General features: G+C 58.1%; 12 protein-coding genes and 5 pseudogenes. 7 read left to right on the top strand and 10 right to left on the bottom strand.

The genetic code is table 11. The features are described from left to right. The first annotated feature begins 280 nt into the window (after nt 1–280). A pseudogene (locus AB4874_RS08415) lies at nt 281–1,440 on the top strand (IS3 family transposase). A 102-nt stretch (nt 1,441–1,542) separates the two neighbouring features. Here AB4874_RS08415 and AB4874_RS08410 read toward each other — a convergent pair. The 3 genes and pseudogenes from AB4874_RS08410 to AB4874_RS20050 all read right to left on the bottom strand — a co-directional run. After that, nucleotides 1,543–2,325 (bottom strand): universal stress protein, encoded by a 783-nt coding sequence (locus AB4874_RS08410; protein WP_368391658.1) that lies wholly within the window; start codon nt 2,323–2,325, stop codon nt 1,543–1,545. Nucleotides 2,326–2,654: 329 nt separating this feature from the next. Then, nucleotides 2,655–5,327, bottom strand: coding sequence for a cation-translocating P-type ATPase (locus tag AB4874_RS08405; protein WP_368391657.1), 2,673 nt, complete (start codon nt 5,325–5,327; stop codon nt 2,655–2,657). A gap of 175 nt (nt 5,328–5,502) precedes the next feature. Continuing rightward, a pseudogene (locus tag AB4874_RS20050) lies at nt 5,503–5,601 on the bottom strand (IS481 family transposase); the annotation flags it as partial. A gap of 128 nt (nt 5,602–5,729) precedes the next feature. On the opposite strand from AB4874_RS20050, the pseudogene AB4874_RS08400 reads away from it, so the two are divergent. Next, nucleotides 5,730–5,888: pseudogene (locus AB4874_RS08400) on the top strand (helix-turn-helix domain-containing protein); the annotation flags it as partial. Nucleotides 5,889–6,002: 114 nt separating this feature from the next. On the opposite strand, the pseudogene AB4874_RS08395 reads toward AB4874_RS08400, so the two are convergent. Next, nucleotides 6,003–6,125 (bottom strand): annotated as a pseudogene (locus AB4874_RS08395) (IS5/IS1182 family transposase); the annotation flags it as partial. A 527-nt stretch (nt 6,126–6,652) separates the two neighbouring features. Between AB4874_RS08395 and AB4874_RS08390 the strand changes: the two are divergent. Further along, on the top strand, nt 6,653–7,756 hold the full coding sequence (locus AB4874_RS08390; protein WP_368391656.1) for a glycosyltransferase: 1,104 nt from the start codon (nt 6,653–6,655) through the stop codon (nt 7,754–7,756). A gap of 2 nt (nt 7,757–7,758) precedes the next feature. Next, nucleotides 7,759–9,228 (top strand): ArnT family glycosyltransferase, encoded by a 1,470-nt coding sequence (locus AB4874_RS08385; RefSeq protein WP_368391655.1) that lies wholly within the window; start codon nt 7,759–7,761, stop codon nt 9,226–9,228. A 404-nt stretch (nt 9,229–9,632) separates the two neighbouring features. Here AB4874_RS08385 and AB4874_RS08380 read toward each other — a convergent pair whose 3' ends face one another. Beyond that, nucleotides 9,633–10,703, bottom strand: a complete 1,071-nt coding sequence (locus tag AB4874_RS08380) for a DUF6538 domain-containing protein (protein WP_368391654.1) — start codon at nt 10,701–10,703, stop codon at nt 9,633–9,635. Between the two features lie 417 nt (nt 10,704–11,120). Here AB4874_RS08380 and AB4874_RS08375 point away from each other — a divergent pair, with 417 nt between their 5' ends. Continuing rightward, nucleotides 11,121–11,372: a helix-turn-helix domain-containing protein gene (locus tag AB4874_RS08375; RefSeq protein WP_368391653.1), complete on the top strand. Its 252-nt coding sequence runs from the start codon at nt 11,121–11,123 to the stop codon at nt 11,370–11,372. Further along, on the top strand, nt 11,372–12,694 hold the full coding sequence (locus AB4874_RS08370; protein ID WP_368391652.1) for a type II toxin-antitoxin system HipA family toxin: 1,323 nt from the start codon (nt 11,372–11,374) through the stop codon (nt 12,692–12,694). Before AB4874_RS08375 ends, AB4874_RS08370 begins: the two co-directional genes overlap by 1 nt. 82 nt (nt 12,695–12,776) lie before the next feature. On the opposite strand, the pseudogene AB4874_RS08365 reads toward AB4874_RS08370, so the two are convergent. Then, nucleotides 12,777–13,750 (bottom strand): annotated as a pseudogene (locus AB4874_RS08365) (IS5 family transposase). A gap of 231 nt (nt 13,751–13,981) precedes the next feature. On the opposite strand from AB4874_RS08365, the gene AB4874_RS08360 reads away from it, so the two are divergent. Continuing rightward, nucleotides 13,982–14,911, top strand: a complete 930-nt coding sequence (locus AB4874_RS08360; RefSeq protein WP_438273459.1) for an aldo/keto reductase — start codon at nt 13,982–13,984, stop codon at nt 14,909–14,911. Between the two features lie 81 nt (nt 14,912–14,992). On the opposite strand, the gene AB4874_RS08355 is transcribed toward AB4874_RS08360, so the two are convergent. From AB4874_RS08355 to AB4874_RS08340, 4 genes are read right to left on the bottom strand one after another with little or no spacing between them, the layout of a single operon-like run. Further along, the gene (locus tag AB4874_RS08355) at nt 14,993–15,310 is read right to left on the bottom strand and encodes a putative quinol monooxygenase (protein WP_368391651.1); all 318 of its coding nucleotides are present in this window, start codon (nt 15,308–15,310) and stop codon (nt 14,993–14,995) included. Between the two features lie 3 nt (nt 15,311–15,313). Further along, nucleotides 15,314–15,946, bottom strand: coding sequence for a 3-oxo-tetronate 4-phosphate decarboxylase (gene otnC, locus AB4874_RS08350; protein ID WP_368391650.1), 633 nt, complete (start codon nt 15,944–15,946; stop codon nt 15,314–15,316). Then, nucleotides 15,943–17,223: a 3-oxo-tetronate kinase gene (otnK, locus tag AB4874_RS08345; RefSeq protein WP_368391649.1), complete on the bottom strand. Its 1,281-nt coding sequence runs from the start codon at nt 17,221–17,223 to the stop codon at nt 15,943–15,945. The genes otnC and otnK overlap by 4 nt, the downstream gene beginning before the upstream one ends. Then, on the bottom strand, nt 17,220–17,966 hold the full coding sequence (locus AB4874_RS08340) for an isocitrate/isopropylmalate family dehydrogenase (RefSeq protein ID WP_368391648.1): 747 nt from the start codon (nt 17,964–17,966) through the stop codon (nt 17,220–17,222). Before AB4874_RS08340 ends, otnK begins: the two co-directional genes overlap by 4 nt. Nucleotides 17,967–18,049 lie beyond the last annotated feature (83 nt).

The raw sequence follows: 18,049 nt of genomic DNA, 5'->3' as shown, positions 1-18,049 counted from the left end.
GTGAAAGATTGGTGACGCCGGACCCGAACAAATGACCCAAGCGAGACGCTAGGCCAAGGTCAGTCCCCGGCCCGCAAGCGGCGCTTTGATGTTTCACAAACCGCCCGAAACGCACCGCAAGCCTGTGGCTTCGGCCAACGGATCAAGGCCGCGGCCCAACTGTCACCCGCCTGTTTCATCGCCTATGGGCCGCCAGCCTAGTGTCGTCGCTGATTGGAGTGCCCCCACCGAAGTGGTCCACTAACTGGGATAGTATTATCCCATTTCAGGAGGACCAGAGATGGCTGGAAAGAGAGACAAACCCGAAGAGATTGTGCTGAAGCTGCGGCAGGTAGAAGTTTTGCAGGGGCAAGGCAACTTGATATCCGATGCCGTGCGGCAGATCGGCGTGACGGTTCAGACCTACTTTCGGTGGCGCAAGGAGTATGGTGGCATGAGCCGCGATCAACTTAAGTGTTTGAAGGAGTTGGAGGCCGAGAATACCCGGCTCAGACGTGCCGTGTCGGATCTGACGCTGGACAAGATGATCCTGGCCGAGGCTGCGCGGAGAAACTTCTAAGCCCTTCCCGCCGCAGGCAGTGCATCGACCATGTGCGGCAAACCCTCAGCGTGTCCGAGCGCAGGGTGCCCATGGGACTGCCGCACGAAGCACGGCTGACCGTGGATATCATCGCGTTGGCCGAAGAGTTCGGACGCTATGCATTGCCCGGCAGGCGATGCCTGCATCGCCGAGAGGGGGTATCGCATGATCACCGGGCTGCTGAATAACAGCGGTTGGCATGTAAATCACAAGCGCCCCTCTCGTGGTTTGCGAACAAACCACTGTCGGGCAGTGGTCAAACGGATCTGGCGACGGGAGGGGCTGAAGGTCCCGCAAAAAAACAACCCAAGAAGGGTAGCTCTGGCTCAATGAAGGGTCGTGTGTGAGGCTTCGGCCGGAGCGTCCGAACCATGTCTGGTCCTATGATTTCGTGCAGGACCGGACGCATGACGGGCGTATCTTCCGCACGCTGAATATCATTGACGAATTCACGAAGGAGGCGCTGGTGATCCGCGTCAAACGCGGGCTCAACTCAACGGATGTGGTCAACGCCTTGACTGATCTGTTCATTCTACGCGGCCCGCCGGAATACATAAGGTCCGACAATGGCGCCAAATTTATCGCCAAGAAAGTGCGGGCATCGATCGGGGACGTTGGCGTTGACGGCATTCATCGCCCTAGGTTCACCGCGGGTAAATGGATGTTGCGAGAGCTTTAACGCCCGCTTCCGGGATGAATTTTTGAATGGCGAGCTCTTCTACAGCCTGCGCGAGGCTCAGATCCTGATCGAGAGATGGCGTCGGCATTACAACACCGTCAGGCCGCACAGCGCCTTGGGCTACCGGCCGCCAGCGCCTAAAAGCATGGTCCCGATAGACCAGAGGCCAACGATGCACTAACACTCAAACCGGACCACCCGATGGGGGCAGACCAACCACGCGGTCTGATGCCTATGTCGAAAAGCGCTTGACTGAGACGTCCTCGTTACCGAAGTCCTGAGCCTAGGCGCTAAACATGACCGGGCACTTTGCGCCATCAAATAAATCATATGTGGTCGCACCGACGACGAAATCATATGCCTTGGAGTGACCAAAGGCGCCAACGACGATAAGATCGGCTCCTTTTTGAAAGGCGGTTTGGTTTATAACGTCTGCAACGCCTTTGGTTGTTCCATCTCTTTGCTCCAGCGAGACCTTCAGTCCGTGCCGTGCATACATATTGGCAAGTTCAATTGTATCGGATGTTTCAAGCGTGACCGGTTGCGCCGCGCCCACTTGCAGGATGCAGAGCGCTGCACCGTCATCAACAACCGTCAAAAGATCGTGTGACGCCCTCGCCGCTTCGCGCGTATTGCTCCAACCCAACAGGATGTTTTCACCGACTGTCGGCCCCTCATACCCCAGTGGCACTATGATGACAGGGCGACCGCTGTCTCGAATGACAGTGATACGCGCATTGTGCTGGTCGTAGCGTTCGGCTTCACTGTCCTTTTGGGACATGATTACCAAGTCAACGGTCCGCGCGCTTTCCACCATTCTATCTGTAGCCAAAGTCGATTGTGCCTTCAAAAGTCGCCATTCACTGGGGAAGTCTTCGTTTTTCGTGTAGGTATCAAAGATATCCCTGATCGCCTCAGCTTCTTCAGCCTGACTTTTGTTGAAAGAGGAAAAGGCGGGGGCCGGGATATGCATCGCGATGCCCGGATATATCGTTAACGCCTCCAATGTGTGAAGTCCGACGAGATGTGCATTGTGCTTGCGCGCAAGCGGCACTGCCAGCTTCATCAGAGTCTCAGCATGTTCCCGGGTTGTCAGGCAAATGAGGATTGTCCCTAGACTCATTATATCGCGACCTTTCTTGGTCAATTTGTCAGAAACGGTGCCAGAACTCTATCAAGTGATCTGTATGGCTCACTGATCTAGATCAACGCTAACTCTGAAACACCGTGAACGTCAGGTTCAACAGTTGATGTCCTTAAAGCCAAGCGTTCCCGCAAAGCCTTCTGACCAAGCCACGTCAGGGTGGTGTCATGTGTGGACAGCTGACAACGCCCCACAGCGACCTACGCCCCCGTCCACCAAGTTTCGTGTTGCGACTAGTCATGCGCTGGTGACTAGCCCCTGTCGCCTCTATCTGATGGTTTAGCGAACCAGATCCATGCCTGACCAAGCAAGAGTGGAACTAGGCTTGCAGCGGTCGCGAGAACGAGACCATCACGCCCTGGGTTAGGCAGTCCCAAGAGGTCGGCCAACGAAGGAATCCATAGTGCAAAGCCTAACAATCCCAAACAAAGCGCTATGGCCCCCCAGATATATCCATTGCGCGTGACCTCGTTGCGCAACAGCCCAGCATCGTGATCTCTTACGTTAAACACGTTCCAAAGCTGCGCCAGCGCAAGGGTCAGAAAGGCCACTGTAGCTGCCGGACCAGATTCAAGGCCCAGCCAGAAAAGCGCACAGGCGAAAGCGCCCAAAGTGGATATCGTGACAAGCGCGCCAAGAATGCCAATCAGAATCCAGCACCGACGGTTGATGATGGCTTCCGCTGGGTCGCGAGGCGGTTTGGTCATCACGTTCTCATCGCCCTTTCCCAGCCCCAACGCAAAGGCTGGGAAGACATCGGTAACAAGGTTCAGAAACAAGATTTGCAGCGGCAGAAGCGGCATTGGCAAGCCCGCGCCTACGGCCAAACCCACGATCAGGACTTCGCTGACATTGCAGGACATGAGGTAGATTACGAACTTGCGAATGTTGTCAAAGATAGTCCGCCCCTGTCGCATGGCTGCAATAATGGTCGCGAAGGCGTCATCTTGTAAAATCATATCAGCGGCCTCCTGGGCCACCTGCGTGCCGCGTTGGCCCATGGCAATACCTATGTCGGCCTTCTTCAACGCCGGCGCATCATTTACACCGTCGCCTGTCATAGCAACGATATGCCCCGCGTCCTGAAATAAGGACACAAGCATGAGTTTCGTCTCGGGCGAGACTCGCGCAAAAACGTCCACATTCAGGATACGTTTACGGTCATCTTCACTAATGGTTTTCGGATCAAATCCATCAATTTCGCTGCTTTCAACGACCGACAGTTCGCCGTCCCCAAGGCTTGCCTCCCGCGCAATGGCCTCGGCGGTGTCTGCGTGATCGCCCGTCAGCATGACCACACGCACCCCTGCATTGCGGCTCGCCTCTATAGCGTGTGGCACGTCTGCACGGACAGGATCGAGCAAACAGACCAGCCCAACAAGTGTGAGGCTTTCATAAGGATCAGCATCCTTTGATGCCTTCTCTTTCATCGCGAGGGCCAACAGGCGCAACCCGTCCTGCGCTGCCTGAGAATTGCGATCTATCCACTTTTGGCGCGCGTCATCGGTCATATCCTGGGCGCCGTCTTGCCCGATCACTTTTGTACAAACGTCGAACACCGCCTCGGGTGCACCCTTTATGGCGAAGAGATGGCCGTCGTTAGCCCTATGCACGGTAGCCATCATCTTCCTGTTAGGATCGAAGGCATGTTGTTTAACCTCCGGGTTATGCTCGAGAAGGCTCTTCCGCGATGCTCCAAAATCACCTGCAACCGACAGCAGCGCGATTTCCATCGGGTCGCCGCTCCGGCTGTCTTTCGAGCCGTCCCCAAGCTCTGCATTGTTGCAAAGCGCTCCAATCCGGAGCGCCCACGCCATCGGGCTATAGGGCTCCGGCCCTTCGGCTGCCGCACAGGCTTCGACATCCACATCCCCAGTGGCAAGTAAATACCGGACGACCGTCATGCGATTCTCGGTCAGCGTGCCGGTCTTATCAGTCAGGATCACCGTTGTGGCCCCCAGCGTCTCGACCGAGGACAACCGGGTGATCAACGCATTGCGCTGGCTCATCCGCAACATGCCGCGCGCAAGGCTGAGGGTGGCGACGACCGGGAGACCTTCGGGCACGGAGGCTATCGCAAGAGCAACCCCGGTTTGCACCATGATTGCCACGTCGTGCCCTCGCAGAATACCTGCAACAATGGTCAACGCCGCAAGCGCTAACGTCAGCCAGACAAGGCGATGGCCCAGCTTGTCAAGGCGACGCTCCAAGGGCGCGACCTCACCTTCTGCGTTTTGCGCTAGGTCACTGATGCGGCCAAGCTCCGTCTCCATGCCCGTCGCGGTCACGATCCCTTCACCTGCACCTTGAGTAATCGCTGTGCCCTTGAACGCCATGCTTAGACGGTCACCGAGAGCGGACTCCTTATCCACTGGCTCAGTGCTTTTCGTCACCGGCGCGGATTCGCCCGTCAGCACGGATTCGTCTGCATGCAGGTTCGACGCTTCACTCAGCCGAAGATCAGCCGTAACGACATCACCAGCCTCAAGGATCACAACATCGCCAGGAACCAGTTCGTGCGCATCAATCATGCGGACCTCACCGCCACGGCGCACCTGTGTGCGGACCTCGGCAATATGCATCAACGCTTCTATGGAGCGGGTTGCTTTAAACTCGGAAATGAATCCGATGGCCGCATTGAGGATCAACACGAAGGCGATGGCGACGCCTTCGGCGATGTCACCCATAACGAAGGACATCACGGCCGCAGCGGTTAAAAGCAATACGATAATGCTTTTGAACTGATGTAGAAGAATTGCCAGCGCACTTTTCTTTTTCTGTCGGCGCAGGCGGTTCGGCCCATGCGCCTCCAGCCGCTTTTTCACCTCATCCGCACCTAGCCCAGTCTTCAGATCAGTCTCCAGCTTCTCCGCCAGTTTCTGAAAAGTCATGCAAAAAGCGGCATCGGTTGAGTCCTTGGACACACTGTATCTCCATTGAGCAGGGTGCCGAAAGCGGCTCCGCCTAGAAGTATAATATCCGAGCAGGGACGGCAGAGCTTTAATGCAGATCAACGAATAAGAGCCGAAAAACGCTTCAGCGCCTGACGGTTTTTGCGATCGTGAGTGGACGCGACTTTCAGCGAACCTTATCCACGAATTGGGTAACGGCGAACTTGCTGGTCCGGTCAATGCCGACAAAGAGATAGATCTTACCTTCAGCGGCCTGCACTTCGGCAATGTCGATGAGAAAGAACCCGCCTCTCGGTGATGCACACATCGCCTGCCGGCCAAAGGATTGTAGATAAGCCGTTACTCGCGGGACATTTCCTTTAGCCTCTCAGGATATGGAAGAAGGAGATGTTGATGACCAAGGATCAACGCTAGATTCAGCGCAAGCTGCGGATACTGAGATACGCAGAAGAGATTGGTCACGTTGCGAAAGCCTGCCGTTATTTTGGGATTGGCCGATCCAGTTTCTATCGGTGGCGGCAAGCCTACGCTGAACGCGGCGAAGCGGGCCTGATCAACGCGCCGCCGATCCCCGCTTCTTCGTGGCCGCGCAGAAACTTCGCCCTGTGCCGCGGAGAGGAGCTTCAGTTCGTCAGCGGACGTGGCGCATGACGCATTCTTGTTGCTAGGCTCCAGACTCGTTAATTTTCATAGCCAGAACATCACGGTGGCGGCGAGGGCTACAGCTGCGAGATAGACCTTCGGGCACCTGTCGTAGCATGTGGGAACCCTTCGCCGGTCCTTCAATCGCCCGAACATGATCTCGATCTGTTACCTGACAGCGCATGTTTACATGCGTGAGAAGGCTGCTCCGCCGTTGACAACCTCGCCTGAACCGATGGGCACCCTTTGTGGCTGCGCATTGCGCACACGCCCCCAAATCATACGTCACCGGGGGCGCGGGGACTGGCGCTTCAAAGAACACGCGATGACCGAAGGATAACACGCCGATGACTGTCTTTTGATCATTTGAGTGCGCTTTCCAGATGCAAGGCGCGTCGCGAAAGACGAAAGTGACGCCGCATCGCGATATCTGCGCCGCCTGAGGGCGGGCGGCATATGCGCGGGCAACCCAGATTCACGCTTGCACGCAAGGCAGGGGTGCCGCGCCAGTTTCAAGGACGTTTTCGCAAGATGAGGCCCAATCAACCGAGCGCGGCGACAGGCTTGGCGCGACAAAGGCGTGAGGCGAACACTCTCGCCCGCCTCAGGTCGCCCCAGAACCGTCTGGTTCGAGCGCCCCGAAGCCGTCGCATCTTTCAAATCGCAGGTCCTTTGCTTTTCACGTGGGTAGGAACATGACTCAGATTGCTGCGCCTGATCTTACGGTCGTCGTGCCGACTTATAATGAGCGCGAAAATGTCCGAGAGCTGGTTCGGCTTTTGGACCGTGCGCTTGGCAAGATCGTCTGGAGCGTCGTCTTTGTCGATGACGAAAGCCAAGACGGAACGGCGGACGAAGTGCGCCAGCTGTCACAGACAGACCCCCGCGTCAAACTGATCCACAGGGTCGGACGCCGGGGCCTTGCCGGGGCCTGTATCGAGGGCATTCTTGGGTCAGAGGCCCCGGTCGTCGCCGTCATGGACGGGGATCTGCAGCATGATGAACGTCGCTTGGCCGACATGTATCAGATCATGCAGGACTCGCAGGACACAGATCTGGTCATCGGCTCTCGCAACGTGACGGGCGGCACCTCGGGCGACGGGTTGTCGCGCGTGCGCAAATGGGGATCAGACCGCGCCACCGCCTTGGTCAAGCGGCTCTTGGGGCTGGCAGTGAGCGACCCGATGAGCGGCTTTTTCATGCTGCGCCGCCGTGCCTTCAACGAGGTCGTCTGCGGGCTGCAAACACATGGGTTCAAGATCCTCGCTGACATGCTGTCGGCGGCGCAAGGGCGCTGGAAGGTCGTGGAAATTCCCTATCAGTTCCGTGCGCGAACCGCAGGAGAGTCGAAGATGTCGATCAATGTGTCGCTGGAGTTTCTGGCGCTGCTTATCTCGCGCATGACCGGTGGCGTGCTGCCCGTGCGGTTCGTGTTGTTCCTGTTTGTCGGGGCGACAGGCCTGTTTGTGCAACTTGCGGTGATGCGGCTGGCCATGCTGGTGCTGGGCGAAGAGTTCGTCTGGGCTCAGGGGATTGGTGTTCTGGTCGCGATGACCTCTAATTTCATGCTCAACAATATGATCACCTATCGCGAACGCAGGCTGAAAGGGTCCGCATTTCTGCGCGGTCTGGTGTCGTTCTATCTGGTCTGCACGGTCGGGGCTGTTGCCAATATTGCCGCGGCGACCGTGCTGTTTCACTTTCTGCCATTGTGGTTTGTCGCCAGCAGCATCGGCGCAATTATCGGCGCTTTGTGGAATTTCTGGGCTAGCCTGATCTTCACGTGGCGGGCGACCTAAACATGGCCCCGGCTGACTTTACGGGCGCCACACGGCCATCCAATCTCTGGGTGCGGAACGGCCTTCCCACGCTCCTGCTTATCTCGGTCGTCGCACTGGCGTTTCACGCGGCCCTCGCGCTTTGGGTGCCAGTGTTTCAGGATGAAAGCTACTACGCGCTTTGGGCCACCAGACCAGCGATTGATTATTACGACCACCCGCCGATGATCGCCCTATGGATCTGGGCGGGGCGTGCGATTTTCGGGACCACTTTTTTGGGTGTGCGGGTTGTATCGGTTCTTACGCTCGCGCTGGTGCCCGCAATGGTCTACCGGATCGCGTGGCTGGTGTCGCACGATCGGCGCACCGCACAGGTTGCAGCCCTTTTCTACGCAACGATGACGACCCCGATCGTGCTGGGCTTTTCCTCCACGCCGGATTCGCCCTCGGTGGTCTTTTGGGCCTTCTCAACAATGGCCCTGTTCGAGGCGATCAAAGACCCTGTGCGCAAATCAACTGGCTGGTTCGCGATATTCGGCGTGACCTTGGGGCTGGGTGTGTTGTCGAAGTTCACAAACCTTTTCCTGATCTTGGGAATCGGAATGTGGCTAATTTTCACGCGACCAGGGCGACGCATCTTTGTCCGGTCCGGCGCGTGGGTCGCGATCGGGGCCACTAGCATCACGGTGCTGCCGTTCTTGCTCTGGAACATGCAGCATGACTGGTATGGGTTTCAGCGCCAGTTTTCCCGCCTTGATGTGGGGGCGCTGCCGCATTCGGCCTACGCAACCTATCTGGTGATCATCCTCGTCACAGTTCTGCCGCCGCTGCTGTGGTTTCTTGGGCGCGGCGTAATGCGCACAAGCACGCGCAGCGCGATCCTGCTGTGGCTCAACCTGCCGCTGCTGATCTACTTCGCCTTCCATTCATCGCATGCGCGGGTTCAGGCTAACTGGCTCGCCCCGGTCTTTCCCGCGTTGAGCGTGATTTGTGCGCTCGGCGCGCCCCAGTATCGCAAGGTGGCTATCTATTTTGCAGCCGGGGTTTCGGCGCTTTTCTCGGTAATTGCCTTGGGGCTGGCCCTCTGGCCGGGGCCGCCGGTCTTTCCGGGCGACAACCCGTTCAATCAAACCAAGGGCTGGGCACAGCTTTCCAATCGGCTTGAGGCGTTTGCACACGCCAACAACGCACGCTGGATCGCGGTTACGGATTATGGAACGACAGGAGAACTGGCCTTCCATATCTCCACGCTCCCGGTCTGGTCGATCACACAGACAATGCGCTACAATTTTCGCGGCGACTTCCCCAAGGCGCTCTGCGAGCAGCCCGCCTTGTTGATCGAGCACGGAATGGGACCGACTGCGTCCAGCGCGCAATTCGATGTTACCAACTCAGCGATCGTCTTTCACAGGGTGTCCGCGGGCATCCCGATTGCGGATTACACCGCAACGGTTGTGCAGCAACTCAAAGACTGCCCGCCACCCAGCGAATAGGCTCAGGGCTCATTAATCGGCTTGCTATGACCATTGCGGTGAGAACGGTGGAGCAATAGTCGGCCACGGTAGCGGCGGGATTGGAACGCCCCCACCGAAGTGGTCCACCTTTTGGGATAGAATTATCCCGTTTTCAAGAGGACGACGAGATGACTGGAAAGCGAGAAAAGCCCGAGGACATTGTGCTAAAGCTACGGCAAGTTGAAGTGCCACAAGGGCACGGACGGTCACCCTCGTTCGTCCACCCTCCAATCTGATTAATCAAATCAGATGGTGTCACTACGGCTCGTAGGCGATCTCTCAGCGTATGACGGAAGCTGTGAAGCCCTTGCCCTGGTTTCGCAAGGTTGTTGTCCTTCAGCCATTTGTTGAGTGCTGAGGAAGCTGTGCCAGAATTGAAGGGTTTACTGGTGTCCTTGGGCTGGAAGCAGGGAAAAAAGGAAATTCCCCTTGATTTCCATAGCTCGCTTTGCTGCCCAGAGGGCTTCTCCGACAAGAGGAACTTTCCGCTCAGAGCCTTTGGTTTTCAGGCCACGGAGTTCATTGGGGCGGATGTAGATATATGGCACTGCCGCATCTAGGAAGACATCGCCCTTCTTCAGACCTATAACCTCAGCAAGCCTTGCGCCTGTGTCCGAAAGCATCGCGATAGCCCAGCGCCTTTGGTCATCCGTTTGCCGACACTTTTCTTGGATCACGTCCAATTCAGCCATGCTGTAGGTGTCTCGAGGCTTTCTTGGCCCCTCATCCCTGTTGGGAATTGTTAACCCATCGAAGGGGTTTGTCATCGAGAGTTCAAATTCTTGAATGCCCGTCCTGATGACTGGCCGAACTTGAGACAGGTACCGCTTCACCGTCTCAGGCCCAACGCCATTGTCGACCAGACGACGAACGAATTCCCTGGCATGCTCTCGGTTGAGATTGTCGAGTGTGATGTCGCCCGTGATCTCCAAGAGCAAATTCCAAGCACGATCAAATTGCTGCTCACCCACGCGATTCTTCGGCCCTTTCCCTAACTCAAAGTGCAGTTCCTTGGCGTCGGAAAGCGTACGCGGGATCTTCTCACCATACAGGATGTCTACGGTTAGCTGTTCTTGGGGCGTCAGCGCTGGACGGGGCTCGTAGGGCTCATGGGAAGGGAGGTAGTAGCTAAGAAAGTTGTCGATGGTGGGATCATCTGGCTGGAGCTTTGCATGACCAGGTTTGAGACTAGCTGCTTCTAGGGTTGCCAGTGCAAGCTGAGCATTGCCTTCGGTCTCATGGCGCTCCCTGTATGCCTTCCAAAGAGCATCAAGCCGACGAGTATGTGAATCTGCCCGCCGACAAGCTTCGGCCTTGTCTGAAGTTTTCAAGCTGAAGAACAATTGCTCGGGAGTTTTGCGGGTGTTCGGAGCTTTGTGCAGCTTACGGACATCGCTCGGCACTCTACGCCGATAATAGTAGGTGTTTCCCTTTAACTGTAGGTGCTTGCACATGAACCTAAAGGACCCGATTCAAACAGGACAATCATCGCTGTGTAACCTCTTGTGTTACCTGCGACAACGCCGAAAAGAGACCTAACCCATTGAAATCATATACAGTAAGGGGGTTTAGGTGGCGGAGACGAAGTCCGACAAATCCCATGTGAAAAAAATGTTTTTCATTTTAAAACAATAGTTTAATTTTTTGATGCGATCAAAGTGTGTATCATTTTGTGTAGCAAAATTTCACTCGTCATACGAGAGCACATCACTTGTTCTTGGGCCCCTCGAGTGCTGCCGCATCCCAGAGGCCACAGCTTTCACTTATACGCCACAGCGCATACATTGGCCATACACGCTCCAGCGTATAGTTGCTACATATACGTTACAGCGCATATTGACACCTTATACGCCATGGCGTATATTGGCAATATGAATGACCTTGCACGCACAACAAAACAAATCGGAACCATCATCCAGCGCGCACGTAAAAAGCGCGGCTTGACGCAGATGGATTTGGCCGAACGCGCCGGACTGCGCCAAGGCACTATTTCCTTGATCGAAACCGGAAATACGCCCGCGAAGATGGATTCCATCCTTGCCGTGCTGGCCGCCCTCGACCTCGAATTCACAATCAGGTCGCGTTCTAAGGGGACGGCATCTGACATAGAAGAGTTGTTCTGATGGGACGGCGTCCGAGCTATGTGCCGCTGCGTGTCTATCTCAACAACCGGCGTGTCGGAACGCTAAGCCGTGAAACCAGCGGCGCGATCAGCTTCGCCTATAATCAAAACTGGCTAGACTGGAGTAATGCGCTACCGGTCTCTCTTTCCCTTCCCTTGCGCGAGACACCCTATCGCGGTGAACCCGTGGTCGCGGTTTTTGAGAACCTGCTGCCAGACTCCGACGCACTCAGACGCCGCGTCGCCGAGAAAGTCGGCGCGCGCGGCATTGATGCCTACAGCCTGCTATCCATCATCGGGAGAGATTGTGTTGGCGCACTGCAATTCATGGCTGGTGACGATGAAGAGATCGACAGCACAGGCACGATCGAAGGAGAGATTGTCGATGAAGCCGCCATCGAGAAAATTCTGAAAGGATTGAGCCAAGCTCCGCTTGGCCTGACCCGCGACGACGATTTCAGGATCTCAGTGGCTGGCGCACAGGAAAAGACGGCGCTGCTTTGGCATGACGGAAACTGGCTTAAACCACATGGCACGACGCCAACAACGCATCTGTTCAAAAAACAACTCGGCAAATTGCCGGACGGCATCGACCTCTCGGACAGTGTCGAGAATGAATTCTATTGCCTAAAACTGGCTGAAGCTTTTGGCCTACCGGTCAATGATGCTCGTATCCAAACCTTCGGCGAAACCAAAGCGCTAGTCATTGAACGCTTCGACCGCCGTTGGACGAAGGACGGTCGGTTGATCAGATTGCCGCAAGAGGATTGCTGCCAAGCCCTCTCGGTCCCGCCGACACTCAAATATCAGAGCGATGGTGGTCCTGGCATTGTCGATATCCTTGGCTTTTTGACCGGCAGCGACTCGCCGACAGAAGATCAGGACGTGTTCTTCAAGGCTCAGATCATTTTCTGGCTGATGGGCGCGACAGACGGTCACGCCAAGAATTTCAGCGTGTTTATCAGTCCCGGCGGTTCATACCGCCTGACGCCGCTCTATGACATACTCTCAGCTCAGCCGAGCCTTATCGCGCGTCAGATCGAGCGAAAACAGATGAAGCTCGCCATGTCAGTCGGTGACCGGCGGCACTACCGAATTGATCAAGTTCACGGTCGGCATTTTGTTCAGTCGGGAATGCGAGCCGGGCTTTCGAAAATCCGTGCGACCAGTCTGATCAAGGATGTCGCCGCGCGGGCGGAAGATGCCATCGAAGCCGTCGCTGCTGCATTGCCGCCGAACTTCCCTGCTGCAATCCACGACACTGTGCGCAAAGCTATCCTCACCCGCACCAGAGGCTTGACATTCGACAAGGCCCAAAATTGATTTGTTAACTTATCGGAGGCTTTCGCCCGGCGTTGTTGCGCAAATCAGCGTTGGGGCTGACGGCCCCCTTTCCCGTGGCCCTTCAGGTGATAGCCTCGATCTCGGCCCTACCGGGGACCGAGAAGCGGTTCATGATAGCGATGCGGATCTGGATTTCGGCGGTCTGGCGGTCGGGGTCTCGTGACATGATCCGCTCGCCGAAGAGCTTCAGGCGATTCATCTGAGCTTCGACCCGACTTCGGACGTGATAGTCCGCCCATCGTTTCCAGAGCGCTCTTCCAAGGCGTCGCGTCGCGCACAGGATCTCGTTTCGCACCAAGGCTGCAGGGCAGTCCTCTTTCCAGGCGCGCCCGTTGCGGCGGATCGGTATGACGGCATCGGCGCCGTGTTCGATGATCGCGGCATGGCATCGTCGCGTGTGATAGGCGCCGTCCGCGGTGACGGTGGCGATCTCTTCTTCCTCGGGAATTTGCGCCAGCAACTCCGGCAGCAGAGGGCTGTCCCCCTGGCGGCTCGAGGTGAACTCGACCGCGCGTATGTCGCCGGTCTCCGTGTCCATGGCGATGTGGACCTTGCGCCATTGCCTCCGCCGGGTAGGGCCATGCTTCCGGGCCAGCCATTTGTTACCCGGCAGGGGATTGCGAAGCAATCGCCCGAGAGGGCGCCATCGCCGCGGAACTTGATGCCGGTGCTGTCGATCAGCAGGTTCAACGGCTTCCCCGAACGGCGATAGGGGATCTGCACCCCGAGCCGCGCTTGCCGTCGGCACAGCGTCGAATAATCCGGAACCGGCCAATCGAGCCCAGCCATCCGGATCAGGCTCTCGACCAGCCCGACCGTTTGCCGAAGCGGAAGGCCGAAGAGCACTTTCAGCGTGAGGCAGACCTGGACCGCCGCATCCGAGAACGTCTCGGGCCGCCCCCGCTTGCCGGTTTTTCCGGCATGCCAGACCGTGTCGGGATCAAACCAGACCGAGAGCGAGCCCCGCTGGCGCAGCGCCGCGTTATATTCGAACCAGTTCGTCGTGCGATAGCGGGTGGGAGAAGGCTTCGGCAAGGCACCGATCTAACGCACTGGATTCGCGTAGTGAATCCTCATCACTGATATGTGCAACAAGGTCTACTCAACCGCCCCTTTCATTGGCGCGCATTGCTTTGTAACTTGCTGTTTGAGGGTCTGTTTTGATGCCGTCGACATCCCATTCCTGCAGATCGGCAACGATATAAAAGCACGCGCTCATCTCAGGACGTAGGCCCACCCTTTGGATCATATTCGGGAAGTTCCCTGATGCCCCAGATCACAACACTTGACGCAACCCCGGTCAGCCGTTTCGCCTTTGGCGCGATGCAGTTTGGCAGCGGCGCGGATGAAGCGGCCAGTAAGGATATGTTCACCACCTGCCGCCGTGCAGGCATCAACCATTTCGACACCGCTTACGGCTATGGTGACGGCGCTTCGGAAACCATGCTGTCAGCGATGATCGAAACGGAACGCGACTCTCTGCTGATCGCGACGAAATTCGGTGGCGACGGGGATGCAAGCAAGGCTAATCTGACGGCCCAATTCGACGTTTCCCGCAGCCGGTTGAAGCTTGATGTGATCGATGTGCTCTACATGCACCGCTTTGATCCCCACACCGATTTGCACGAAACGATGGAGGCTTTGGCGCGCCTGAAACAGGCCGGACAGATCCGCTATGTCGGGCTGTCCAATTTCGCCGCGTGGCAGGTAATGAAAGCCGTCGCGGTCGCAGCCAGGTTCGATCTGACGATCGACATCATCCAGCCGATGTATAGCTTGCTCAAACGTCAGGCCGAGGTTGAACTCCTGCCGATGGCGGCGGATCAGACCATTGCAGTCGCGTCCTACTCGCCCTTGGGGGCCGGGCTTTTGACCGGAAAATACCAACGCGGCGAAACGGGGCGACTGGCGCAGAACACGGTTTACAAATCGCGTTACCGGGAGGATTGGATGCTGGAAGCCGCCGCCGGGTTGACCGATCTGGGGGCCGAGATTGGCACCGATCCCGCAACTTTGGCGGTGGCTTGGGTCGCCGCCCATCCTGCGGCCCCGATGCCGATCATATCGGGGCGGACGTCACAACAATTGCTGCCGTCTCTGGCAGCTATACACTTTGATATGACACCTGAAATCTATAACCGCATCAGCGCGTTGAGCCCCGAGCCTCCCCCGGCAACGGATCGCAGTGAAACGTGAAACTATTCGGCGCGGTAGCCCTGTGGCACCGCGCCGTTCCATACAAAAACGGGACTGTCTTGACAGGGTAAGGTGCCGCGCCTAGAGCACGCTCACAGACGCCTGACCGCATGGCGACAATTCCCAGGACTGCACCTCTTTTGCCTGCACAAGCTCGGCGACCGCGCTGTCGAACTGCTGAAAATGGGTGCTGGCGAGATGCTGCTCGAAGGCGGCGGCGTTGGAATAGACCTCATACAGGAACACGCGCGTGGGATCGGATTTGGCCTCGGTGCAGACATCAAAGCGCAGGCACCCTTCTTCGAGGTCAAGAGATTGCTGCGCCTGAGCGCGCATCAGCGGGATGAACCGGCCCATTTGGCCGGGATGGATCGTGAAGGTGACGGTGATGACAAACATGGATCAGCTCGGAAAACGGTGTTGCAGGTCGAGGATGGCGTCGGGCGTCAACGCACGATAGCGTCGATCCCGAAGAATAAACAAAAGCTTGGCGGTTTCTTCCAACTCTTCGCTGGCATATTGTGCGGCGCGCAGATCCGTGCCTGCGACGACAGGGCCGTGATTGGCCAGCAACACCGCGTGATGCTTGCCCGCCACCGCCGCCACCGCATCGCCCAGGGCAGGATCGCCGGGCGGGAAATAGGGAACCAGCTTGACCTTGCCCAGCTTCATTACCGCATAGGCGGTAAGCGGCGGGATCGCGGCATCGGGGTCGGTTTCCTCGAGCATACTCACCGCGACGGCATGGGTGGAATGCAGATGCACGACCGCCCCTGCATCGGCGCGATGGCGATACATTGCCAGATGCAGAAAGCTCTCTTTCGTCGGCTTTGGCCCCGACACGAAGCGCCCCTGCGCATCGATCAGCGCCAGTTCGGCGGGGTCGAGATCACCCATCGCGATATTGGTCGGGGTCATCAGCCAGCCGCCATCGGGCAGGCGCACCGAGATATTGCCCGAGCTACCGGCGGTATATCCGCGCGCATAGAGCGATTGACCGATCTTGCAGATCTCTTCGCGCAATTTGCTTGTCATGCAGGCTCTCCTTGTTCCAGCATCGACACCGCGGTTTCGAAGAAATCCGCCTGTCCGAAATTGCCTGACTTCAACGCAAGCCACAGCCCCCCGCCCTGCGCCCAAGGCACGCCCGGCGCGATTTCGGGGCCAATCGCCAGTTCCTGCACCCCGAGCCCGCGCACGACAGCGCCCGAGGTCTCGCCACCCGCGACGACGAAAGCGTTATAGCCCCGCGCGGCGGCCTGCTGCGCCAGAATGGCGAAGAAAGTCTCAAGCCGCGCCCCGGCCTCTTCACGGCCCAGAACCGCTTGCACAGCCTTGACCTGTTCGGGGCGGTCGGTGGCATAAACGAGTTGGCGCGGATTGGAACACGCCGCCAGCTGATCCAGAACCTGCGTTGCCAGAGCCTCGGGCTGGCCCGCCTCTGCCGCGCCCACCTTGACCGCCTCATAGCCTGCCGCAATCGCTTGGGACACCTGCGCCCGCGTCATCTCCGAGCCCGACCCCGACAGGACAAGCGCCCGCATCTGCGCAGGATCGGGACGGGTGAAGGCATCGCGCTGCGCGCGGCACCCGGCCATGATCTGGCGCGCAAGGGCGGCCCCGATCGCCGAGCCCCCCGTGACCAACGGCTCAGCGAGAACCGCTTGCGCAAGCGTATCAAGATCACCATCGCTGACGGCATCGCAGATCACTATCGTGCCCGCCTCCGCACCCTGATAGGACGCGCGCACCGTGTCTACGTCCAGATCGATGCAGGTCTTGTCAATCAACCCGACCGGGGCGCTGCGCTGGCGCGACAGCACCCGCACGAGATCAGGGTCATGCATCGGCGTTAGCGGATGCTGCGCCATCGAACTTTCCGACAGCAGGCGATCGCCCACGAACAGGTGCCCCATGAATACGCGCCGACCGTTTTCGGGAAAGGCGGGCGCAGCGATGGCCCGTTTTGCGCCCGCCTCCTGCATCAGCGCGTCGCTGACCGGCCCGATATTGCCCGCGTCCGTGGAATCGAACGTAGAACAATATTTGAAAAACAATCGTTTTGCCCCAAGGTGATCGCGCAACCAGCGCGCCGCCTCGCAGCTTTCGGCGACGGCCAGATCGGGCGCGATATTGCGCGTTTTCAGCGCCACAACGACGGCATCGGCGCGCTCGCGCAATGCGCCCTCGGGCACGCCGACCCTCAGGGCGACCCGCATCCCCGAGCGGCGCAACATCACCGCCAGATCACAGGCCCCCGTGAAATCATCGGCAATCGCACCGATCTCGATCTGATCGCCCTGCCCCGTCATTGCGCGCCTGTCTCCGCACCGGAGGCGATCTCGTCGATCAGCAACGCCAGCTCGGCCGTCATCGCCGCCGTGCCCATATCGCCGCCAAACTCCATCGGGCGCAGCCGGTTTTGCTCAAAGCCGCGCTCAACGGCCGTATCGACCAGCAGCGCAGCCGATTGCGCCGCCGGGCTGTTATACGTCTCGGCGAGGTAGTCGAGCATCAACGCACCACTCAGGATCGCGGCGAGCGGGTTGGCCTTGTCCTGCCCCATGATGTCGGGCGCGCTGCCATGAGCGGGCTGGAACAGGGCATGATCGTCGCCGATCTCGGCACAGGCCGCCATGCCCATCCCGCCAACCAGACCACCGGCCAGATCCGACAGGACATCGCCGAACATGTTTTCCATGACCAGCACGTCGAAATCCCAAGGTCGGCGGATCAGATCAGGCGCCTGCGCATCGACATAGTTGTAGCTCTTTCCCACATCGGTGAACCCTTCGGCGCGCTCGTCAAAGATCTTGCGGAAGAACGCCTGGGATTCAAAGACATTGGCCTTATCCACGCAGGTCACATGCCCCGGCTTGCCACGCGCACGGCGCTTGCGCGCCAGTCGGAAGGCAAAGTCATGCAGCTTTTCCGTCTGGCGCGTGATGCGCATGATGTCGCGCACTTCGCTATCACCGATCACCTCGGCGCGCCCATGCACGGCAGCGGAGTAAAACGGCTCTGGCGCACATTGTGTGATGTTTGACGGCTCCACTCCTACATTTGGCGCAGATGCTGAAGGGGATGATCATCATGACAGGGCGTTTCGACACCAAGCTGTTGCCTGAAGGGCTTCGC

It is taken from the genome of Thioclava arctica (genome assembly GCF_040892615.1).
In the GTDB taxonomy this organism is placed as follows: domain Bacteria; phylum Pseudomonadota; class Alphaproteobacteria; order Rhodobacterales; family Rhodobacteraceae; genus Thioclava; species Thioclava arctica.
The sequence above is the reverse complement of the archived record's forward strand: the minus strand, read 5'-3'. Positions and strand labels throughout refer to the sequence as shown.